Raw genomic sequence first — 21,076 nt, forward strand, 5'->3', positions numbered from 1 at the left:
GATGCCCGTTCTTTCTCCCTTCTCCCCTTGAGGGAGAAGGTGCCCGAAGGGCGGATGAGGGGTCTCTTTAACGCGCCTCAAAGCATGGGGTGACGCCACACCCCTCGCCCTGCTTTTCTGCTGAACGCAGAAAAGCTGTCCCTCTCCCTCAAGGGGCGAGGGAAGAGCACTACTGCGCCGCTGCCCTCACACCATCCAATCCCGCCAACCCCCGAGCCCGTCGCAAACATTCCCCCCGCTCACTCCGATACCGCATCCCGATCTCCATCATCATCACCGTCCCCGGCAAAAACGTCAGCTCGGCGAAAATCCCCTCCCAGTCGATATCGCCCCAGCCCAGCGGCAGATGCAGATCGCCAATCCCCATGGCGACGTTTTCGGCCTGATGATAGGGCACATAAAACCCCTGCGGCCGGCCAAAACTGTCATGCACATGCAGATGCCCGGTCACCGGCGCCATGGCCGCAAGCTGCTGGCGAAAATCCAGCCCGCGATAGGTGGATTCAATGTAGGCGTGGCTGAAATCGATCAGCCCCACCAGATTGGGGTGGTTCACCGCCCGCACCGTGTCGGCCACTTCGGCCGGCGTCTGCCGATACTGCCCCGGCGCGGTGGAAAAGATGTTTTCCAGCGCCACGCGAATGCCATAGGGGCGGCAGAATTCGGCCAGTTCGCCCAGCGCCTCGCGCTCGCGCTGGTCGGCGCCCGGGCGGTGGTGCCACTGGTCGGCGCGCAATTCCCCGCTATGCTGCACCAGGATGCGGGCATCGATGCGGTCGCAGATTTCGGCCAGCGCCTTGGCCGCCGCCATCTGGTAGGGCAGGGTGTCCGGGTCCATGAAATTGGACGACACCAGCCCATGCACAGTGTAGCGAAAATCGAACTGCTTGGTCATCGCGACGAGCCGATTGAGTCGCTCGGGCAGGATGCGCCCGCCGGCGATCAGATCGACCCCGGTGAGCCCGAGTTCCACCGTATCGGTGCCAATCTCGGCCAGCCGCCGCAGGTCGGCTTCGAGGCTGAACAGTTCCCCATCCTCGGAATCGGCATTGAACCCGGTGGCGACGATATTGCTCATGGCTGGTCCCCAAATCATGCCGGCTTGTTCTCGCCGCTGTGCATGACGATAATACGACCCTTGTCGGCGGGATAGATCGACTGTGGTCGCCAAACTGTCATGAAGTTCGGCTAGCGCAGGCCCCAACATGCCAGGCTTACGAACGCAGGATCGGCTTATCGTTATGAACACCGTCGCTCTCGGGGAACTTGTCCTCACCAATGCCCGGATCGTGCTCGCCAATGAGGTGCTGGAAGGCTCCGTGCGGGTCGATGGCGGCCTCATCACCGATGTCGGCGCGCCCAGCCGCAGCGGCGTCGATCTCGACGGGGATTATTTGATCCCCGGTCTGGTCGAGCTGCACACCGACCACCTCGAAACCCATTATGCGCCGCGCCCCAAAGTGCGCTGGAACCCAGTGGCCGCCGTGCAGGCGCATGACGCGCAGATCGCCGCCTCCGGCATCACCACCGTGCTCGACGCCATCCGCGTCGGGCTCGATGAGAATTCCGATATGGGCGCCGCCGAAATGCTGACGCTGGCAAATGCCATCGCCGCCGGCACCAAAGCCGGCCGCCTGCGCGCCGAGCACCATATCCATCTGCGCTGCGAAGTCTCCGCCCCCGATTGCCTCGAGAGCTTCCTGCTGCTCAAGGACGATCCGCAGGTCCGTCTGGCCTCGCTGATGGACCACGCCCCCGGCCAGCGCCAATTCGCCAGCATGGATGCCTACAAGACCTATTATCAGGGCAAGCTGAAAATGAGCGACGCCGCGCTCGCCGACTTTTCCGAGCGCCGCATTGCCGAATCCACCGCTCACGCCGGCCCGCATCGCCGCGCCATCGCCGCCGCCTGCCACGAGCTGGGCATTGTGCTGGCCAGCCATGACGACGCCACCCGCGACCATGTCGAGGAAGCTCTGGCCCTGGGCATTGACGTCGCCGAATTCCCCACCACGCTGGAAGCCGCGAAAGCGTCGCGCGCTGCCGGCATGGCCATCCTGATGGGCGGCCCCAATGTGGTGCGCGGCGGTTCCCACTCCGGCAATGTCTCGGCGCGGGCACTGGCCGAAGCCGACCTGCTCGATATCCTGTCCTCGGATTACATCCCCTTCTCGATGCTGCAGGGGGCCTTCGCGCTCACCGACACGATGGACCTGTTCAAGGCCATCCAGCTGGTCACCAAGCGCCCGGCCGAAGCGGCGGGTTTTCACGACCGGGGCGAAATCGCCATCGGCAAGCGCGCCGACTTCGTGCATGTGCGCGTCGAGGATGGTATCCCCATCGTGCGGACAGTGTGGCGTCAGGGCCAGCGAGTGATATGAGCGGAAAATTTGTTGCCGTTGTCGGGCCGAGTGGCGTCGGCAAGGACAGCCTGATCGGTTACGCCCGCGAACGGCTGGAACCGACCGGCCGCGTCGTCTTCGTCCGTCGCGTCGTCACCCGCCCCGCCGATGGCGGCAGTGAAGATCACGACAGCATGGACGAAGCCGCTTTCGCCGCCGCCGAAGCAGCGGGCCAGTTCACCCTGAGCTGGGGTGCCCATGGCCTGCGCTATGGTCTGCCCATTTCCCTCGAAGCCGACCTCGCCGCCGGTCGCGTCGTCGTCGCCAATCTGTCGCGTCGCGTCATTCCGGCATTGCTGGAACGCCACCCCGATGCGGTGGTGGTCCTGGTCACCGCCGAACGTTCGGTTTTGGCCCAACGCCTCGCCGCGCGCGGTCGCGAAACACCTGAGTCGATTCAGGCGCGTTTGGCCCGCAATGTTGACGACGGATTGCCGGAAAACACGATCCGCATCGACAATTCCGGCGATTTGGCAGCAGCCGGCAAGAAATTCGCCAGCATGCTGGCAGCCAATGCTGGCTTGGTCGAACCGGTCTAGAACCCAGCTCTTGCCACTGAAACCGGCGAGCCCCGATGCACTCCCTCCCCCTTGAGGGGAGGGCCGGGGTGGGGGTGTCGTGCCCTCAATCCACCTCGATCTGCGCCCTAAACCACCAATTCCATCCGCTCCGCCGGAAACCGGCTCAGCGCATAAGAGATTGGATTTCCAGCCGAATCCTCATCCACCGCCTCCGACACCAGCAGGATTGCCCCCGGCGCCAGCCCCAGCAATTTGGTCTCCTCCACATCGGCATGCCGCGCCGAAATCCTTGTCGAGGCCCGGCCATAATCACCCAGCCCATAGCTGGCAAACACCGCCGTAAATGACCGCAATTCGGCATAGCGGTCGGCCATATCGGGAAATAGCCGATACGGCAGTATGCTTGTTGCCCGCGACAGCGGTTTGCCATCCGCCAGCGACATGGTCTCGAGCCGAACCACCTTGCTCCCAAGCTTGATTCCGAGTGCTTTGGCAGCCGTGGCGCTGGCATTTTCGAGCCTGCTGGACAGCAATTGCCCGGCGACGTTTTGCGCCTGTCCGGCCAGTCCTTCGGAGAATCTGGTGCGCTTGCCGATGGGGTAGCTCAGCCGTTTGGCGCTGCGCACAAAGGTGCCGCGCCCCTGTTCCGCGCCCACCACACCCTCTTCCGCCAGCACCGCCAGCGCCCGCCGCACGGTATGGCGATTGGCAGAAAAACGTTGTGCCAGAATGGCTTCGGTGGGCAGACGATCCCCCGCCGCCAGCTTGCCGCCGACGATATCGAGGCGGATCGCATCAACGATGCGCCGCCACAGGGCGATGCCGCCCAGATCGGATTTCACAACTGTCATTGCATTTTCACATAGGAAGCGTAGGACCGGATTCAGGACATTAGTTGTCTAGTGTAATAGACAAATCGAGGCAAGCATGCAAACGCCGACTTCGTTGGATAGAAAAGCGGTGCTCGACACCCTGGCCGCCGCCCCAGCCCGCGCTTTGGCCGAGTACTGGGAGCGCTGGCCCAACAAGCCACTTATCACCGTGCTGCGTGGTCCCGAGGTCGGTTTGGTCATGGTTCGCGGTCGGGCCGGGGGCGGCGGCGCGCCGTTCAATCTGGGCGAAGCCAGCGTCAGCCGCGCCAGCATTCGCCTCGCCAGTGGCGAAGTCGGACACGGCTATTGCCTCGGTCGCGACCTCGCCAAAGCCGAGGTGATCGCGGTGATCGACGCCCTCTGGCAGCAACAGTCCGCGCAGGTCGAAGCCGAAATTATCCAACCCCTCCAAGCCCTTGCGGCGAAAGCCGAGCAGCAGAGCCGCGACGAAACTGCAGCGACCAAGGTCGACTTTTTCACCATGGTGCGCGGAGATGACTGAGATGGATTTCGGACTCGACAGTGGTTTCGCCAACCCCGTCCTGCAATCGCAGGCGACTTTCCGCGCCATCATGGACGCCCTCGCCAACCCCGGCACGCCGCAAACCCTCACCCAACCCGCCGCCGCCCACGGCGCGCTGACGTCGGAATTAGCCAGCATTCTCCTGACCTTAGCCGATCAGGACACCGCAATTTGGCTGGCCGACACCACCGGTATCGCCCCCTTCGTCGCCTTCCACACCGGCGCTCCGATTACCCAAGAACCGGGCCGGGCCGTGTTCGCTTTCGCCGGTTCGGCCGCCGACTTGCCCCGGCTCGATCAGTTCAATCTGGGCACCCAGGAATACCCCGACCGCTCCACCACCATTGTGCTCGCCGTAAAATCCTTGAGCGGTGGCAATGACTTGACCCTGCGCGGCCCCGGCATCAAGGGGCACGGCCACATCAGCCCCATCGGCCTGCCCGAGGATTTCGTCGCCCAGTGGGCCGACAATCGCGAGCTGTTTCCGCGCGGCATCGACCTGCTGCTGGTGGCGGATGGCGCAGTGCTCGGCCTGCCACGCTCGACCCGGATTTCGGAAGGACACTGAGATGTATGTAGCCGTCAAAGGCGGGGAAGCCGCCATTGCCAACGCCCATGCCTTGCTGGCCGACCGCCGTCGCGGCGACCGCTCGGTGCCGGCCTTGCGCCTCGATCAGATCATGGAACAGCTCGGCCTCGCCGTCGACCGCGCCATGGGCGAGGGCTCGCTCTATGACCGCGAACTGGCGGCGCTGGCGCTGTTGCAGGCGCGGGGCGATTTGATCGAAGCCATCTTTCTGGTGCGCGCCTATCGCACAACCTTGCCACGCTTCGGCTATTCGCTGCCGGTGGAAACTGGGGCGATGAAGATCGAACGCCGCATTTCGGCGACGTTCAAGGATCTGCCCGGTGGGCAATTGCTGGGGCCGACCTTCGACTACACCCACCGCCTGCTTGATCCATCCATCGTCGACGGCGATGTACCCGCCCCAGTGACCCGCGAAGCAGAGACGGAACAAGCCCCGCGCGTCACCGATCTGCTCGGCCGCCAGGGGCTGATGGAGCCCGATGGCGATACCGACCCCGAGCGCGACGTCGGCGACCTAACCCGCGAACCACTGGATTTCCCACTCGACCGCGATTTGCGCTTGCAGGCGCTGGCGCGCGGCGATGAGGGCTTTTTGCTGGCACTCGGCTATTCGACCCAGCGCGGCTATGGCCGCAGCCACCCCTTTGTCGGCGAAATCCGCATCGGCGAAGTCGATGTCGAGTTCGAGGTGCCTGAGCTGGGCTTTGCCGTGAACTTGGGCAGCATCCGCGTCACCGAATGCCAAATGGTCAATCAATTCAAGGGCTCAGCCAAGGTGCCGCCGCAGTTTACCCGCGGCTACGGGCTAGTGTTTGGCCAGGCGGAGCGCAAGGCCATGGCCATGTCGCTGGTCGACCGGGCGCTGCGCGCCCGCGAATTCGGCGAGGACGTGGTGGCCCCGGCGCAGGACGAGGAGTTCGTCATTTCGCACTCCGACAATGTGCAGGCGACCGGCTTCGTCGAGCATCTGAAACTGCCGCATTATGTGGATTTCCAGGCTGAACTGGACCTGATCCGGCGCATGCGCGCCGAGCACGATGCGACTGAACTGAAGGAGGCCGCGGAATGAACGCCGTCGCCCAATATAACTTTGCCTATCTCGATGAGCAGACCAAGCGGATGATCCGCCGCGCCATTCTCAAGGCCATTGCCGTGCCGGGTTATCAGGTGCCGTTTTCCAGCCGCGAAATGCCGATGCCCTATGGCTGGGGTACGGGCGGGGTGCAGGTGACCGCCTCCATTATCGGGCCGGAGGACGTGCTCAAGGTGATTGACCAGGGGGCCGACGACACCACCAATGCGGTGTCGATCCGGGCGTTCTTCGCCAAGGTGGCACAGGTGGCGACCACCACTCACACCGCCGAAGCCAGCATCATCCAGACCCGCCACCGCATTCCCGAGCGGGCGCTAAGTGCCGGGCAAATCCTAGTCTATCAGGTGCCGATCCCTGAGCCGCTGCGCTTTCTCGAACCGCGCGAAACCGAGACGCGCAAGATGCACGCGCTGGAAGAATATGGCCTGATGCATGTCAAACTCTATGAGGACATCGCCCGCCATGGTCGGATCGCCACCACCTATGCCTATCCGGTGAAGGTGGCCGGTCGTTACGTGATGGACCCCAGTCCGACGCCCAAATTCGACAATCCAAAAATGCATATGAGCGAGGCGCTGCAACTGTTCGGCGCCGGGCGCGAGCATCGGATTTATGCGGTGCCGCCACACACCGAAGTGGTGAGCCTCGATTTCGAGGACCACCCCTTTGCCATCCAGCATTTCGAGGAGCCCTGCGCCCTGTGTGGCGCCGAACAAGTCTATCTCGATGAGGTGATTTTGGATGATCGGGGCGGGCATATGTATGTCTGCTCGGACACCGACAATTGTGAAGAACGCCGCGCCGCCGGCCATGTGGGCGTGCTGGGCGTGGACCCGATGGAGGCGACGAAATGAGCACCGAACCGCTGCTTCGGGTCGAAGGCCTGAGCAAATATTACGGCAGCCGGCTGGGCTGCGCCGATGTGAGTTTCGAGCTATGGCCGGGCGAAGTGCTGGCCATTGTCGGCGAAAGCGGTTCGGGCAAGACCACGCTGCTCAACTCGCTATCGGCGACGCTGGAGCCCAGCGCCGGCAAGACCCTGTATCGGATGCGCGACGGGCAATGGCGCAATATCTATGAGCTGAGCGAGGCCGAACGACGCTTTCTGGTGCGGACCGACTGGGGTTTTGTGCATCAGAACCCGGCCGATGGCTTGCGCATGACGGTGTCGGCCGGCGCCAATGTGGGCGAGCGGCTGATGGCGGTGGGCGATCGGCATTATGGCCATATCCGCGACACCGCACTCGACTGGCTCGGCCGGGTGGAAATCGCCGCCGACCGGATCGATGATCAGCCGCGCGATTTTTCCGGCGGCATGCGCCAGCGCCTGCAGATCGCCCGCAATCTGGTGACCGGGCCGCGGCTGGTGTTTATGGACGAGCCGACCGGCGGGCTTGACGTCTCGGTGCAGGCGCGGCTGCTCGATCTGCTGCGCCAATTGGTGGGCGAGTTGGGGCTGGCGGCGATTGTGGTGACCCATGATCTGGCCGTGGCCCGGCTGCTCAGCCACCGCATGATGGTGATGAAAGACGGCCACGTCATCGAGGCTGGCCTCACCGACCGCGTGCTGGACGATCCGCGCGAGCCCTATACGCAGCTTCTCGTCTCTTCGATTTTGCAGGTGTGACCATGACCGCTCTATCCGTCCAAAATCTCGCCAAAACCTTCACCATGCATCTGCGTGATGGGGTGATCCTGCCGGTGGTGGAGAATGTCAGCTTTGAAGTCGCAGCCGGCGAATGCGTCGTGCTGGGCGGGCCATCGGGGGCCGGCAAAAGCTCGATCCTCAAAATGGTCTATGGCAATTATGGCGTCGATGAAGGGGCCATTCTGCTGCAGCACCATGGCGAAATCATCGATCTGGCGACGGCCGAGCCGCGCCTGGTGCTGACTTTGCGCCGCGACTCCATCGGCTATGTCAGCCAGTTTTTGCGCACCGTGCCGCGGGTGTCGGCGCTCGATGTGGTGGCCGAGCCACTGGTGGTGCGCGGCACCGACAAGGCTGAGGCACAAGGCCGGGCAAGGGAGTTGCTGGCGCGGCTCAATCTGCCCGAGCGGCTATGGAGCCTGCCGCCGGCAACCTTCTCGGGCGGCGAGCAGCAGCGCGTCAATATCGCGCGCGGCTTCATTACCGACCACAAGGTGCTGCTGCTCGATGAGCCGACCGCCTCGCTCGACGCCACCAATCGCGGCGTGGTGGTGGCAATGATCGCCAAGAAAAAGGCGGCGGGCGTGGCCCTGCTGGGGATTTTCCATGATGAAGAGGTGCGCGAGCAGGTGGCCGACCGGATTGTCGACGTGATGGCGTTTGCCCCAAGGATCGCGGCATGACCCGGTTGAGCGAGAAACCCTCCGTCCATCCGACCGCCAATGTCGTCGGCTCGACGCTGGGGCGCTACACCGAGGTGGGCGCGGGCAGCAGCGTGTCGCGCTCGACGCTGGGGGATTATTCCTACTGCGTCGAGAACACCCAGATCGCCTATGCGCAGATTGGCAAATTCGCCAACATCGCCAGCCATGTCCGCATTTATGCTTCGATGCACCCAATGGAGCGCGCCTCGCTGCATCACTTCACCTATCGCTCGGCCTGGTATTTCGAGGGCGAAGCGGACGATCAGGAATTCTTCGACTGGCGGGCCGGGCAGGGGATCACCATCGGCCACGATACCTGGATCGGCCATGGCGCGGTGATCATGCCGGGCGTGACGGTTGGCAATGGCGCCATCATCGGTTCCAATGCGGTGGTGACCAAGGACGTGGCCGATTTCGCCATCGCCGTGGGCGTGCCGGCGCGGACCATCAAGCAACGCTTCAGCGACGATGTGGCGGGGCGGCTGGATGCCTTGGCCTGGTGGGATTGGGATCACGAGACGCTGCATACCGCGCTGCCGGATTTCCGCAAGCTGGGGATCGAAGCGTTTCTGGAGAAATATGGCGGGTAGCTCTGGGCGCCCCACAAACGCGGTGTCATCCCGGCCCTGAGCCGGGACCCATCTCGAGATGTTACCACGGCCGCAAGGTGCCAATACTGGCCCTGCGGCCATTTTGCGTAGAATGGCCATCTCAGGATGGGCCCCGGCTCAAGGCCGGGGGGACATTGTGGGTGGGCAACACCGGTGCCCCCCAATCTACCAAACTGCCCCTGTGCACGGTCACACAACCGTCATCCAACCGTTATCCCAGCTTCACGTCGCCCCCCTAGGTCTGCGCCAACGTAACGGCGAGGGCGCCAGATGCTCAAGATTTCCAATGTTTCGCGGCGCTTCGGCGACAAGCTGGCCGTCGATGGCGTGAACCTCGAAATCCCCCAGGGCCAGATGGTCGGGGTGATTGGCCGCTCGGGCGCCGGCAAGTCGACGCTGCTGCGCATGATCAACCGGCTCAATGACGTGTCCTCCGGCTACATCGATTATGACGGGCTGCGCGTCTCGGATTTACGCGGGCAGGCCCTGCGCAATTGGCAGCGCGATTGCGCCATGATCTTCCAGCAGTTCAATCTGGTGCCCCGGCTCGATGTCATCACCAATGTGATGCTGGGGCGGCTCAATGGTCGCAATCCGGTGCTCAATCTGCTGCAAATGTTCTCGCCCGATGAGCAGCTGGCAGCGCTGAAGGCGCTGGAGCGGCTTGATATTGCCCAGACGGCGCTGCAATGGGCGCAGACCCTGTCGGGTGGCCAGCAGCAGCGCGTGGCGATTGCCCGGGCGCTGATGCAGGGGCCGAAGATGATCCTGGCCGATGAGCCGATCGCCAGCCTCGACCCGCGCAATGCCCAGATCGTCATGGACAGCCTGCGCGACATCAATGCCGAAGGCATCACCGTCATCACCAATCTGCACACGCTCGATACGGCGCGGGCCTATTGCGAACGCATCATCGGCATGAGCGCCGGCAAGGTGGTGTTCGACGGCACGCCGAACGAGCTGACCACCGATGTGGCCCGCACGATCTATGGCGCCGACGGGCTCAAGGAAGCCTTCTCCGAGGCGATGACGTCCACCGCCATCGCCCCCATCACCCTCAAGACCAGCGCGCCTGCCGCGCACTAACCGAGTTCCGCAGCCCGCTCAGCGGGCCTGCCGATCAACCCGCGTCCCCAAAGGAAATCATCCATGACCGCGATCCGCACCCTCCTGCTGGCCTCCGTGGCCCTCTCCATGTCCACTGCCGCTTTCGCCCAGGACGTTTCCGTCCTGCGCATTGGCCTTGATGGCGGCGAGAATGAGAGCGACCAGATCCGCCGCTCCGAATGCGTCGCCGAGCCGCTGAAGGCCGCGACCGGCGTCTCCGAAGTGCAGTTCTTCCCGTCGCCCGACTACAATGGCGTCATCCAGGGACTGCTCGGTGGCACCATCGACATCGCCATCATGGGCGCCTCGTCCTATGCCGCCATCTACCTGCAGGACCCCAACGCCGTTGATCCGGTGCTGACCACCAAGCAGGACGACGGTTCCACCGGCTACCACACCATCATGGTCGCCCGCGCTGACTCCGGCATCACCGACTTGGCCTCGACCAAGGGCAAAAAGCTCGGCTTTGCCGATCCCGACTCCACCTCGGGCTTCCTGGTTCCCAACGTCGCGCTGCCGGTCGATCTCGGGGGCCCGATTGCCGATTTCTACGGCTCGACCGGCTTCGGCGGCGGCCATGAAAACCTCGTGCTCGGCGTGCTTGACGGCACCTGGGATGTCGGCACCACCTTCGGTTCGGGCCAGGGCGAATTCTCCGAGGGCTACACCTCGGGCAACCTGCGCATCATGGTCGACAAGGGCCTGCTCGACATGGACGATCTGGTGGAAGTCTGGCAGTCGCCGATCATCCCCAACGGCCCGCTGATGGTCTCCAACAAGCTGTCCGACGAGATGAAGGCCAAGGTCACCGCCTTCTTCACCGGCCTGCCGGCGGCCGATTTCGAGTGCTTCGACAGCTTCACCAGCGGTGGCTATGTCGATTTCGCTCCGGCCAATCAGGCATTCTACCAGACCATCATCGACGCCCGTAAGTCGGTCATCGGCGGCTGATTTATCCTGTGATGGCGACGCTCCGGCGTCGCCATTTTTGCTTTCCCAACGACCAGCAAACGCGGTGTCACCCCGGCGAAAGCCGGGGCCCATCCTGAGATCTCGGGATGGATCCCGGATCAAGTCCGGGATGACATCGTGAATGTGGAGACACCGCACGCCATGACGGACACCGCCCACGCCCCACCGGGCCTCTCCCCCGCTAGCCAAACCCTGCTGCGCCACTATCGCAGCCAGGTACTCACCCGGCGGGTCTATTCGCTCATCGGCGTGGCGCTGGTGCTGGTGGCGCTGGGTGCGGCGATGAATTACGCCAATGCGGCGAACTCGGGAAAATTCTTCGAGCGCCTGCCCTACCTGTTCGATTTCCTGAAGAACTTCGTGCCCAACGATCCGTTCGAGATCGTGCGCGCCATGTTCGATATCGAGTCGCCCTATTACGACGGCTCGCTCAAATATAATTACACGGCGGATCGCCTGTATCTGACCGACAGCTTCTATATTCCGAACTTCATTTATCAGCTGATCATCACGGTCAATATCGCCATCGTCTCGACCATTATCGGCGGCTCACTGGCCTTCGTGCTGTGCTTTTTCGCCGCCACCAATCTGGTTGGCGCAGGCGCGGTGCGCTGGGTGGTGCGGCGCATCATGGAAGTGCTGCGGGCCTTTCCCGAGATCGTCATTGCCGGGCTGCTGACGGCGGTGCTGTCCATCGGCCCGATTGCCGCCATCGCTGCGGTGTCGCTGCACACCATCGGCGCGTTGGGCAAACTGTTCTTCGAAGTGGTCGAAAATGCCGACATGAAGCCCGAGGAAGGGCTGCGCTCGGTCGGCGCCTCCTGGCTGGAGCGAGTGCGCTACGCCATTGTGCCGCAAGTGCTGCCCAATTTCGTCAGCTACACGCTGCTGCGAACCGAAATCAACGTCCGCGCCTCCACCATTATCGGCGCAGTCGGCGGCGGCGGCATCGGCGAGGCGTTCCGCCTGTCGATCGGTCGCGACCATGCCGCAAAAACCTATGCCATCGTCATCCTGCTGTTGGTGACGGTCATCGCCATCGACCAGTTCTCCGGCTTTCTGCGCCGCCGGCTGGTGGGCGACCAATCCTTCCAACTGGGCCGGGAGAAAGCCTGATGACCACGATCAGCCTGGCGGAGCGCCACCGTCTTGCCACCAAGTATCCGGCCGTGTTTCAGCAGAGTTTTTTCCAGCGCTGGGGCCTGCCGGTCGGCATCACGGCAACGCTGGCCTATCTGGTGTTCTGCTGGTTTTTCTTCAGCGTCGGGCCGGCGCTGCAAAATGGCAAATGGGATCGCGCGTCGATCTATATTCAAGACTGGTACTCTTGGCGGGCCCAGCCACGCCTGCGCTTTGCCGATGGCGTGGTGACGCCGCAATGGTCGAGCCGGGGGCAATATGCCGAGGGCGCCGAGATCGACTGGCTGACGCCGCGCAGCGATGGCGGCATGACGGCCAGTTTCGGCAGCGCGGATGACCGGCTGGAAATCGCCACCACGCAGGTGGACGTACATCTCGATGGTGCGGTCTGGCCGGTGATGATCACCGAGGCCGGGGCCTTTGCGCCGGACAATGCACCATCGGCCATCGAGCAGGACGGCAGCAAGGTGCTGGTTAATTACGGCTTTGCCGGGCAGGCGGAAATTCGCAGCAATCAGGTGGCGGTGCAGCGCCGTTTCCTCGGCTGGGCCAATTTCCTCTACGATCCGCGCTCGCCGCTCTGGGGCAATGATCTGGTGTCGACCATTGGCCTCGTGTTCCAAGGCCAGGGATCATTGGTGTTGAGCGAATGGCTCGGCAACCGCACCTGGCAGCATGGCGATATTCTCACGAAGCTGATGCAGACACTGGTGATGGCCTTTGTCGGCACGCTGTTTGCCACGCTGATCGCCTTTCCGCTGGCTTTCATCGCCGCCCGCAACATCACCGCCAGCCGCCCCGCCAATTGGCTGATGAAGCGCAGTTTCGACTTCCTGCGCTCCATCGACATGCTGATCTGGGCGCTGTTCTTCACTCGGGGTTTTGGCCCAGGCCCGATCCCCGGCATCGCGGCGATCCTGTTCACCGACACCGGCGCACTGGGCAAGGTCTATGCCGAGGCGCTGGAAAATGTCGACGACAAGCAGCGCGAGGGCGTCAAGTCGGTCGGGGCCAGTGCGGGCTCGGTCAATCGCTTCGGCGTGGTGCCGCAGGTGTTGCCGGTGTTCATTTCCCAGTCGCTGTATTTCTGGGAGAGCAACACCCGCTCGGCCACCATCATCGGCGCTGTCGGCGCCGGCGGCATCGGACTCAAACTGCTCGAAGCCATGGGCACCAACTCGGACTGGGACAAGGTCGCCTATATGGTGCTGCTGATCCTGGGCGTGGTGTTCCTGTTCGACAATGTGTCGAACGCCATCCGCTCACGCCTGATCGGCCCGGCGGCGCATTAGGTCCGGTCGCGGAACCGCCGCTGATAATCGGGGTCGTAGAGCGAGCTTTCGCGGAAATCTGCGGCCCCCAGGCCCCGGCCGACAAAAATGATCGCGGTGCGCTCCACCGGGTCCGCAGCAAAGCGGGCCTCGATATCCGCCAGCGTGCCCCGGATGATTTTTTCATCGGGCCAGGAGGCGTGAAACACGATGGCGACGGGGCAATCAGCGCCGTAAAGTGGTGTCAGTTCGGCCACCACGCGATTCAGCGCATGGATGGCAAGGTGGATCGCCAAGGTCGCCCCGGTGGCGCCGAAAGCGGCGAGAGTTTCGCGCTCGGGCATCGGCGAGGCACGACCGGAAATCCGGGTCAGCACCAGGCTTTGCGCTTCGGCGGGAATGGTCAGCTCACGGCCCAGCGTAGCAGCGGCGGCCGCGAAGGCCGGCACGCCGGGGGTCAGCGTATAGGGGATGCCGAGCCGGTCCAGCCGGCGCATCTGCTCGGCCACCGCGCTCCACACGGAAAGGTCGCCGGAATGGAGACGGGCCACATCCTCACCCGCTTCACAGGCCTTCACATATTCGGCCTCGATTTCATCGAGCGACATTGGTGCGGTGTCGACGAGGCGTGCGTCCGGCCCGCACCACGCCAGCATTTCGGGCGGCACGATGGAGCCGGCATAGAGACAGACCGGGCAGGCGGCGAGCAGGTTTTTGCCGCGCACGGTAATGAGATCAGCCGCGCCGGGGCCGGCGCCGATGAAATGGACGGTCATGGCTTGCTCCAAACCCATTGCGTGATCGGCATGGCGGGGCGCCAGCCGGTCATGCTGCCAAGCGCGTCGGCGCGGGCGATGGCGATGCGGGTAAGGCTGCCGCCGCGCGTGGCGTGTTGGGCCAGCAATAGGGCTTCTAGCTCGATAGTGACGGCATTGGCGACCAGCCGCCCGCCAGGGCGCAACGCGTCTATCGCTGCGTCGAGTACGCCGGGATCCGAGCCGCCGCCGCCGATGAAAATGGCGTGCGGGGCGTCGAGGCCAGTGAGCGCTTCGGGGGCAGTGCCGATGACCAGCTTGAGATTGGGCACGCCGCAAGCGGCAGCATTGCGGATGATGCGGTCGGCGCGATCGGGATTGGCCTCGATGGCGATCGCCGACAGGCTGGGATCGGCCAGCAGCCATTCAATGGCGATGGAGCCCGAGCCAGCGCCGATATCCCACAGCGTTTCGCCGCGCCGTGGGGCGAGGGCGGAAAGGGTCAGCGCACGAATATCGTGCTTGGTGATCTGGCCGTCATGCTCGAACAGCGCGTCCGCGCGTCCCGGAGTTAGCGGCAGAATGCGCGCGGCGGGCAGGGCGACAACGCTGATGGCGCAGATATTGAGCGGGTCGATATCACGGAGGCCAAAGCTCATGGCGACGTGGCTGCGCACCGTCTCATTGGGGCCGCCCAGCGCTTCGAGCACGGTGACAATGGAAATGCCGAAACCGGAATCGGTGAGCAGCTGTGCCAGCGCGGCGGGCCCATTCTCGTCCGAGGTCAGCGCCAGAATGCGCGCGCCGGGGTGCAGATGCGGGCGGATCAGATCCAGCGACCGCCCATGCAACGACAGCGTGTCCACCTCCTGCAACGGCCAGCCCAGGCGAGCGGCGGCGAGGCTGAAGGCGGAGGGATGCGGAAACACCTGCATCTGGCTGGCGTCAATATGGCGGCTGAGCGTGGCGCCAACGCCGTAGTGGAACGGATCGCCCGAGGCCAACACGCAGACTTTTTGCCCCTTCAGCGCGACGATGGCATCCACCGAGTCCGAAAACGGCGAGAGCCATACGCGTGCTTCACCAGTGATCGCGGCGGCGGTCAGATTGAGATGGCGTGCGCCCCCAAAGATGAACTCGGCTTCGGTGATGGCGGCTTGTGCGGCGGCGCTCAGGCCGGGCAGGCCATCTTCGCCGAGACCGACAATCGACAGCCAGCTCACGGCTGGCTTCCTAGCGAGCGCGGCGAATAGACCAGCGGCGGCAGGTTGGGGCGCTCGATGATGCGGGTTTCGGGCGAGCCGATGATGACGCAGGTGGCCATGTCGGCGCGGGAGGGATCGGCGTCCGCCAACTTCATGATGGTGATGGCTTCGTCGGGACGGCCGGCGGCGCGGCCAAAAATCACCGGCGTCGACCACGGCAGCACTTCGCGTAAAATGGCGAAGGCGGTGCCCAACTGCCAGGGGCGGGCTTTTGAAATCGGATTATACAGCGCGATGACCAGCCCGGCACCGGCCACGGCGCGCAGGCGCTGCTCAATCACGGTCCAGGGCTTCAGATTATCCGACAGTGAAATCGCACAAAAATCATGCCCCAGCGGCGCACCAGCGCGGGCGGCGACGGCCAGCATGGCGGTGACGCCGGGGACGATATCGAGATCAACCGCGCGCCAGGCTGGGGGGCCGGCTTCGATGGCTTCGAGCACCGCGGCGGCCATGGCAAAGACCCCCGGATCGCCGCCGGAGACGACGCAGACTTTTTCGCCCGAGGCGGCGGTGTGTAGCGCATCCTTGGCGCGGGCCAGCTCCTCGCGGTTATCCGAGGCGACGCGGCGCTGGTCGTCGCGCAATTCGAGGCGGTCGAGATAGGGCCCATAGCCGAAGAACACATGGCTGGATGCAATGGCGGCCAGCGCTTCGGGCGTGGTTTGATCCGGATTGCCGGGGCCGGTGCCGACGACGACGAGCCGCCCGCTCATGGCCGCGTGCTCCAGCCGGGCACCAGCACCAGCGCAAAATACGGCGCGACATCGTCGGGCTTGTCGGCGAGGCGGATCGACATGGCGTTTTCCATGGTGCCGCGTTCGACATAGACGGCGCTGTCGAGCCGACCGGCGGCAGCAATGGCTCGGCGGATTTTTGGTAGATTGCGGCCCACCTTCATGATCACCGCGCCATCGGGGCTGTCGAGGCGGGCTGCCAATGCGGCTTCATCCAGCGTGCCGGGCAAGACCGATAAAATGTCGTCGCCCTGCACTAGTGGCAGGCCGGCGGCCGACCAGCAGCCGGACATGGCAGTGATGCCGGGAATGACCTCGGTGGTGTAGCGCGTGGAGAGGCGGACATGCAGATGCATGTAGCTGCCATAAAACAGCGGATCGCCCTCGCTCAGCACGGCGACCTTGCGTCCGGCATCGAGGTGGACGGCAAGGCGCGCGGCGGCTTCGGCGTAGAAAGCGCTGGTGGCGGCTTTGTAGTCAGCGTGGTTGCGGTCGATCTCGGTGGTCACCGGATAGAGCAGCGGTTCTTCCAACTGGCCGGTGAGATAATCCGCCACGATGCGGCGGGCATTGCTCGCATTGCCCTGCTTGGCAAAATAGGCGACCACGTCGGCGCTTTCGATCGCGCGCACCGCTTTGAGCGTGAGCAGTTCCGGGTCACCCGGGCCGGTGCCGACGCCAATCAGAGTGCCGCTCATATGCCCGGCCTCGCCAATGCATTGAGCGCAGCGGCGGTCATTGCTGAGCCGCCGAGGCGACCGCGCACGATGGCATAGGGCACGCCATAGGAATGCTCCGCCAGCGCCGCCTTGGATTCGGCCGCACCGACAAAGCCCACCGGCATGCCGATGATGGCGGCGGGTTTTGGCGCGCCGTCGCGCAGCAATTCGAGCAGGAAAAACAGCGCCGTCGGCGCATTGCCAATGGCGACCACCGACCCGGCCAGGCGCGGCAGCCACAGTTTCAGCGCAGCGGCGGAGCGGGTATTGCCCAGCTCGGCGGCAAGGGTTGGCGTGGTTGGATCGCGCAGGGTGCAGATCACTTCATTCTGCGCCGGCAGGCGGGCCGCGGTGACACCACGGGCAACCATTTCCGCATCGCAGAAAATCGGCGCGCCTTTCGCCAGCGCATTGCGGGCGGCCGTCACAAAGCCGGGGCCAAATTCGAAATGCTGTGCCGCTTCGACCGCGCCAGCGGCGTGGATCATACGGATCGCCAGCTCGGCCTCGTCGGGCGAAAAGGCGCTGAGGTCGGCCTCGGCGCGGATGATGGCGAAGGACTGGCGATAAATCGCGTCACCATCCTTGATGTAGTCATATGCGGTCATCGTCATCCTTGCGCGGCGGGGCCGATGGCGGACTCAAGCTGGTCCGCGCGCAGCAGCGTGATCGGCGTATCGCCTGCCGTCCCATCAATGACAAGGCCGTAACCGTCGGGGCGGCCGACCAGCGTCAAAGCGGCGCGGCGCGGATGGGCGCAACCCTTGGCGCAGCCCGAGACATGCAGGTCGGTGTGATCGTCAAGCAGCGGCGCCAGCCGCTCGGCAATGCTGCGAGCGGCAATATGGCCCGAAGCGCAGCCAAGGCTGCCGATACAGGCACTGATGCGACGGCGCGGGTCCTGCAGGTGGATGATGAAATCCTCATCCAGCGCGTCAAGCAGCGACGCTCGCGCGCCGATGGCCAGCAGCGCGTGGTGCGGTGCGAGGCGGAATTCGCTGACACCATGATGCGGCGCAATCGCCGCCAGCGCGCTGAGCGCATCCCACGGCACGGCGCCAAACGGCAGGCCCAACCCGATGGCGCCAGTATTGGCAAGATTGAACCGGCCAATGGGTGTCGTGGTCGGTTGCGGCAGCGCCGGCGCGTCTGTGCACAAATGCCCAAGCACGGCGAGCAGCTGGATATGCGGCAAATCGGCGACACGCGCCTCGGGCCCGCGTTCGGCCAGCAGCGCCAGCACCACATGGGCGGCCTGCGCCGGCTGGCTGGTGGTGCCGAAGCAGAAATTGCCGGCGCTAATGGCCCAACTGTCCGTGGCGGTGGCGACCAGCCTGATATCGGCCTTGAGCCCGGCCAGATTGAGCTGGCCATTGCCATCGACAATGACGGTGACTTTCGGGCCCAAGCGCGCGGTCAAAGCGGCCGAGTCGCTGCGAATGGTGGCGGCCAGCGGGCGCGGGTCGGCAAGCTCCTGCGGGTCGTCGCCAGCCAAAGGCGGGGTTTCAACGACGAGGCCGCGCTCGATGCTCACTGACGCTTCGATGGCCCGGGCGAAAGGCCGCGATCCGGCGGCGGTCAGCCCGCGGACCTGCAGATTGCCGCGCGCCGTGACCTCGATGGCGCCATTGCCGAAATCGCCAGCGATATTGGAGAGCTTTTCCAGCGCAGCGGGCGTCATCCGGCCGCCGGCCACGCGCAGGCGCGCCAGCAAGCCGTCACCGGTCTGCATCGGAGCATCAAGCGACGGACAGGCGCCGCGGCGCACATGGGTAAGGGGCAAGGCGATGGACATGAGTAGGGTTTAGCGGATTGGCGCGGCGGGGGGAATGGGCGGCTTGTCGCGCAAGCGGGGGGAGGGGCCGCTACCCCCGCTTGCGCAGCAAATAGATGTCCATGATCCAGCCGTGCTGCTCCCGCGCTGCCTGCCTTGTGGCCACGATCTGCTCGCGCACGTCGTCCAGCCGGCCGGAGATGGTGATCTCGTCCGCCGTCCCGAGATAGGCGCCCCAGAAGATGTCGAGCTCGGGATCGGCTTCGGTGAAAGCGGTCTGGCCGTCGAGCATGACGATGGTGTCGTCGGCGACATCGCCGAGCCGGCGGCCGGTGGTGATGTGGACCGGCTCACCAATGCGGTTAAGGGCAATGCCATGGGCGGCGGTGAGCGCCTGAATGGAAGTGATGCCGGGAATGATTTCGACGGCAAAATCCGGGCGCAACCGATCGATAATGCGGATGGTAGAATCATAAAGCCCGGGATCACCCCAGACCAGGAATGCCGCCGCGCCATCGGCCGGCACATCGCGCAACAGGCTGGCGAAGCGCAAAGCCAGCGCTGCGTGCCACTCATCGACGCCAGCCGTGTAGTCCGGATTGGCGGCGTCGCGGCGGGGCACAGCGTATTCGACCACGCGGCTGGCTGGATTGGTGACGTAGCGGGCGATGATGTCGCGGCGCAGCTCGGCCAGATCGGCCTTGGCCGCGCCCTTGTCGGGAATGAACAGCACATCGGCGCGGTTGAGCGCATTGATGGCCTGCACGGTCAGATGCTCGGGATTGCCGGTGCCGATGCCCACGATGAGGATTGTCTGCATGGGGTTTCCTTGCCCGAGCGCTGGCGCGTTGACAAGCACTGGCTCGGGCGACCTGTGTCAAGACCAGTAGTCACAATTTGCGGCGCACGCCGTCTAGCACTTGACCTTCCCATTGGGGAATCCCGCACAGCAGCGGGATCAACCGAGAGGAGTTTCCGATGAAGACGCTGATCATTGCTACCGCCCTGCTGGCCGCTTTTGCCTTGCCGACGCTGGCGCAGGACCATGCCGGCCACGGCGCCATGGCCACCGATAGCGCGGCGACCACGGCTTATAAGCAGGCCAATGCCAGCATGCACGCTGCCATGGAAATGGAGTTCACCGGTGACGCCGATGCCGATTTCCTGCGCGGCATGATTCCGCATCATCAAGGCGCTGTGGATATGGCTCGGATCGTGCTCGAACACGGCACCGACCCCGAAGTGCGGGCGCTGGCCGAAGCGGTGATTGCGACGCAGGAGGAAGAGATTGCCTGGATGCAGGCATGGCTGGCCCAGAAGAGGCTGTAGCGTCAGTCCCGCCCGATGCGACTGACCGAGTTGCGCACGATCAGCTCGGCGCGCAGTAGCACTTCGCTTTGCCGCGGCGTTTCGCCGGCCAGCAGGGCCAGCAGCAGGTCCATGGCTTCCTCGCCGATCTTGAGGCGGGGTTGCTTCATCGTGGTCAGCGACGGGCTAACAAAGCTGGCGAAGGAAATGTCGTCAAAGCCCATCACCGAGAATTCGCGCGGTAGGTCGTAGCGGCGGGCATTCAGCGCGATGATGACGCCGAGTGCCGTGGCGTCGTTGACGCAGAAAAACGCGGTCGGCAGCACGTCGCGGACAAACATGTGCTCGGCGGCCTGCCGGCCCGATTCGGTGGTGCCGTCGCCATCCAGAATGAGCAGCGGGTCGATGCTGATGCCATGGCCCTGCAGCGCCGCAAGATAGCCGCGCTCGCGGAGCTGGTTCACGGCTTTGCTGGTCGAATGGCCGATAAAGGCGATGCGGCGATGGCCCTGGGAAATCAGATGCTCGGTAGCGACGCGGGCGCCCTCGAAATTGTCGACGCCGACAAACGGCACGTCATTATTGCTGACCGGTTCGTTGACCGCGACCATCGGCGGCAGGCGGGACTCGCCACCCTCACTGCCGAAACCATAGGGCAGGTGGCCGGTGAACAGGATCAAGCCATCGGCCTGGTTGGAGCTGATGAAGCGCAGATAGTCGGTCTCGCGCGTGGCATCGTTCTGGGTATTGCCGATCAGCACGCCATAGCCGCGCTTGCTGGCCTCGGTTTCAAGGCCGACCAGGATATTGGAGAAATTCGGGTCGCCCACATCGGGCGCCAGAATCAGAATCATGTTGCTGCGGCGCATGCGCAGCGAACGGGCCATGGCATTGGTGGTGTAGCCGGTGCGGGCAACGGCCTCGGTGACGCGGCGGCGGGTGGCGTCGGCGACCTTGGTCGGCTCGTTGATAGCGCGGCTGACCGTGGCGATGGATACGCCGGCGATCGCCGCAACGTCCTCAATTGTCGCCAGTTTCTGGTGCTTCACTCTTCGCCCCGACCAC

24 protein-coding genes are annotated in these 21,076 nt (G+C 64.4%); 14 read left to right on the forward strand and 10 right to left on the reverse strand.

Annotated elements, in window-relative coordinates; all coding sequences use genetic code 11:
* Positions 1-169: 169 nt before the first annotated feature.
* A complete protein-coding gene (locus ACX3OZ_RS06855; RefSeq protein ID WP_459104130.1) occupies positions 170-1,078 on the reverse strand; it encodes a TIM barrel protein in 909 nt (302 codons plus the stop codon).
* Between the two features lie 163 nt (positions 1,079-1,241).
* On the opposite strand from ACX3OZ_RS06855, the gene ACX3OZ_RS06860 reads away from it, so the two are divergent.
* Together ACX3OZ_RS06860 and phnN are read left to right on the forward strand one after the other, a co-directional pair.
* Complete coding sequence (locus ACX3OZ_RS06860) at positions 1,242-2,381, forward strand: alpha-D-ribose 1-methylphosphonate 5-triphosphate diphosphatase (protein ID WP_459104131.1); 1,140 nt, start codon at positions 1,242-1,244, stop codon at positions 2,379-2,381.
* Positions 2,378-2,941 (forward strand): phosphonate metabolism protein/1,5-bisphosphokinase (PRPP-forming) PhnN, encoded by a 564-nt coding sequence (gene phnN, locus ACX3OZ_RS06865; protein WP_459104132.1) that lies wholly within the window; start codon positions 2,378-2,380, stop codon positions 2,939-2,941. Before ACX3OZ_RS06860 ends, phnN begins: the two co-directional genes overlap by 4 nt.
* A gap of 107 nt (positions 2,942-3,048) precedes the next feature.
* On the opposite strand, the gene phnF is transcribed toward phnN, so the two are convergent.
* Positions 3,049-3,774, reverse strand: coding sequence for a phosphonate metabolism transcriptional regulator PhnF (gene phnF / locus ACX3OZ_RS06870; RefSeq protein ID WP_459104133.1), 726 nt, complete (start codon positions 3,772-3,774; stop codon positions 3,049-3,051).
* Positions 3,775-3,850: 76 nt separating this feature from the next.
* Here phnF and phnG point away from each other — a divergent pair, with 76 nt between their 5' ends.
* From phnG to phnE (ACX3OZ_RS06925), 11 genes are all read left to right on the forward strand, one after another.
* Positions 3,851-4,297 carry a phosphonate C-P lyase system protein PhnG gene (phnG, locus tag ACX3OZ_RS06875; protein WP_459104134.1) on the forward strand — a complete coding sequence of 149 codons (447 nt, stop codon included), beginning with the start codon at positions 3,851-3,853 and terminating at the stop codon, positions 4,295-4,297.
* Between the two features lies 1 nt (position 4,298).
* Positions 4,299-4,886 carry a phosphonate C-P lyase system protein PhnH gene (gene phnH, locus ACX3OZ_RS06880; RefSeq protein WP_459104135.1) on the forward strand — a complete coding sequence of 196 codons (588 nt, stop codon included), beginning with the start codon at positions 4,299-4,301 and terminating at the stop codon, positions 4,884-4,886.
* Between the two features lies 1 nt (position 4,887).
* On the forward strand, positions 4,888-5,976 hold the full coding sequence (locus tag ACX3OZ_RS06885; RefSeq protein ID WP_459104136.1) for a carbon-phosphorus lyase complex subunit: 1,089 nt from the start codon (positions 4,888-4,890) through the stop codon (positions 5,974-5,976).
* The gene (locus tag ACX3OZ_RS06890) at positions 5,973-6,854 is read left to right on the forward strand and encodes an alpha-D-ribose 1-methylphosphonate 5-phosphate C-P-lyase PhnJ (protein WP_459104137.1); all 882 of its coding nucleotides are present in this window, start codon (positions 5,973-5,975) and stop codon (positions 6,852-6,854) included. The genes ACX3OZ_RS06885 and ACX3OZ_RS06890 overlap by 4 nt, the downstream gene beginning before the upstream one ends.
* Positions 6,851-7,627: a phosphonate C-P lyase system protein PhnK gene (phnK, locus tag ACX3OZ_RS06895; RefSeq protein WP_459104138.1), complete on the forward strand. Its 777-nt coding sequence runs from the start codon at positions 6,851-6,853 to the stop codon at positions 7,625-7,627. The genes ACX3OZ_RS06890 and phnK overlap by 4 nt, the downstream gene beginning before the upstream one ends.
* 2 nt (positions 7,628-7,629) lie before the next feature.
* Positions 7,630-8,331, forward strand: coding sequence for a phosphonate C-P lyase system protein PhnL (phnL, locus tag ACX3OZ_RS06900; RefSeq protein WP_459104139.1), 702 nt, complete (start codon positions 7,630-7,632; stop codon positions 8,329-8,331).
* Positions 8,328-8,942 (forward strand): DapH/DapD/GlmU-related protein, encoded by a 615-nt coding sequence (locus ACX3OZ_RS06905; RefSeq protein ID WP_459104140.1) that lies wholly within the window; start codon positions 8,328-8,330, stop codon positions 8,940-8,942. The genes phnL and ACX3OZ_RS06905 overlap by 4 nt, the downstream gene beginning before the upstream one ends.
* 291 nt (positions 8,943-9,233) lie before the next feature.
* Positions 9,234-10,049: a phosphonate ABC transporter ATP-binding protein gene (gene phnC / locus ACX3OZ_RS06910; RefSeq protein WP_459104141.1), complete on the forward strand. Its 816-nt coding sequence runs from the start codon at positions 9,234-9,236 to the stop codon at positions 10,047-10,049.
* A 63-nt stretch (positions 10,050-10,112) separates the two neighbouring features.
* A complete protein-coding gene (gene phnD, locus ACX3OZ_RS06915; RefSeq protein WP_459096294.1) occupies positions 10,113-11,021 on the forward strand; it encodes a phosphonate ABC transporter substrate-binding protein in 909 nt (302 codons plus the stop codon).
* A gap of 162 nt (positions 11,022-11,183) precedes the next feature.
* Positions 11,184-12,158 carry a phosphonate ABC transporter, permease protein PhnE gene (phnE, locus tag ACX3OZ_RS06920; RefSeq protein WP_459104142.1) on the forward strand — a complete coding sequence of 325 codons (975 nt, stop codon included), beginning with the start codon at positions 11,184-11,186 and terminating at the stop codon, positions 12,156-12,158.
* Positions 12,158-13,474 carry a phosphonate ABC transporter, permease protein PhnE gene (phnE, locus tag ACX3OZ_RS06925; RefSeq protein ID WP_459104143.1) on the forward strand — a complete coding sequence of 439 codons (1,317 nt, stop codon included), beginning with the start codon at positions 12,158-12,160 and terminating at the stop codon, positions 13,472-13,474. The genes phnE (ACX3OZ_RS06920) and phnE (ACX3OZ_RS06925) overlap by 1 nt, the downstream gene beginning before the upstream one ends.
* Here the strand turns inward: phnE (ACX3OZ_RS06925) and cobM are convergent.
* The 7 genes from cobM to cobF all read right to left on the reverse strand — a co-directional run bounded on the left by cobM (position 13,471) and on the right by cobF (position 19,523).
* A complete protein-coding gene (gene cobM, locus ACX3OZ_RS06930; RefSeq protein WP_459104144.1) occupies positions 13,471-14,229 on the reverse strand; it encodes a precorrin-4 C(11)-methyltransferase in 759 nt (252 codons plus the stop codon). The two genes, phnE (ACX3OZ_RS06925) and cobM, sit on opposite strands and share 4 nt — an antisense overlap.
* Complete coding sequence (gene cbiE / locus ACX3OZ_RS06935) at positions 14,226-15,431, reverse strand: precorrin-6y C5,15-methyltransferase (decarboxylating) subunit CbiE (RefSeq protein WP_459104145.1); 1,206 nt, start codon at positions 15,429-15,431, stop codon at positions 14,226-14,228. The genes cobM and cbiE overlap by 4 nt, the downstream gene beginning before the upstream one ends.
* Positions 15,428-16,189 carry a precorrin-3B C(17)-methyltransferase gene (locus ACX3OZ_RS06940; RefSeq protein WP_459096299.1) on the reverse strand — a complete coding sequence of 254 codons (762 nt, stop codon included), beginning with the start codon at positions 16,187-16,189 and terminating at the stop codon, positions 15,428-15,430. Before ACX3OZ_RS06940 ends, cbiE begins: the two co-directional genes overlap by 4 nt.
* Positions 16,186-16,908, reverse strand: coding sequence for a precorrin-2 C(20)-methyltransferase (locus tag ACX3OZ_RS06945; protein WP_459104146.1), 723 nt, complete (start codon positions 16,906-16,908; stop codon positions 16,186-16,188). Before ACX3OZ_RS06945 ends, ACX3OZ_RS06940 begins: the two co-directional genes overlap by 4 nt.
* Complete coding sequence (locus tag ACX3OZ_RS06950; protein WP_459104147.1) at positions 16,905-17,537, reverse strand: precorrin-8X methylmutase; 633 nt, start codon at positions 17,535-17,537, stop codon at positions 16,905-16,907. Before ACX3OZ_RS06950 ends, ACX3OZ_RS06945 begins: the two co-directional genes overlap by 4 nt.
* A gap of 2 nt (positions 17,538-17,539) precedes the next feature.
* Positions 17,540-18,724 carry a precorrin-3B synthase gene (gene cobG, locus ACX3OZ_RS06955; RefSeq protein ID WP_459104148.1) on the reverse strand — a complete coding sequence of 395 codons (1,185 nt, stop codon included), beginning with the start codon at positions 18,722-18,724 and terminating at the stop codon, positions 17,540-17,542.
* 70 nt (positions 18,725-18,794) lie between these two features.
* Positions 18,795-19,523: a precorrin-6A synthase (deacetylating) gene (cobF, locus tag ACX3OZ_RS06960; protein WP_459104149.1), complete on the reverse strand. Its 729-nt coding sequence runs from the start codon at positions 19,521-19,523 to the stop codon at positions 18,795-18,797.
* Between the two features lie 158 nt (positions 19,524-19,681).
* Between cobF and copM the strand changes: the two genes are divergently transcribed.
* On the forward strand, positions 19,682-20,032 hold the full coding sequence (gene copM / locus ACX3OZ_RS06965; RefSeq protein WP_459104150.1) for a CopM family metallochaperone: 351 nt from the start codon (positions 19,682-19,684) through the stop codon (positions 20,030-20,032).
* A 2-nt stretch (positions 20,033-20,034) separates the two neighbouring features.
* On the opposite strand, the gene ACX3OZ_RS06970 is transcribed toward copM, so the two are convergent.
* Positions 20,035-21,060 (reverse strand): LacI family DNA-binding transcriptional regulator, encoded by a 1,026-nt coding sequence (locus ACX3OZ_RS06970; protein WP_459104151.1) that lies wholly within the window; start codon positions 21,058-21,060, stop codon positions 20,035-20,037.
* Between the last annotated feature and the right edge of the window lie 16 nt (positions 21,061-21,076).

The organism is Devosia sp. A369 (genome assembly GCF_054489345.1).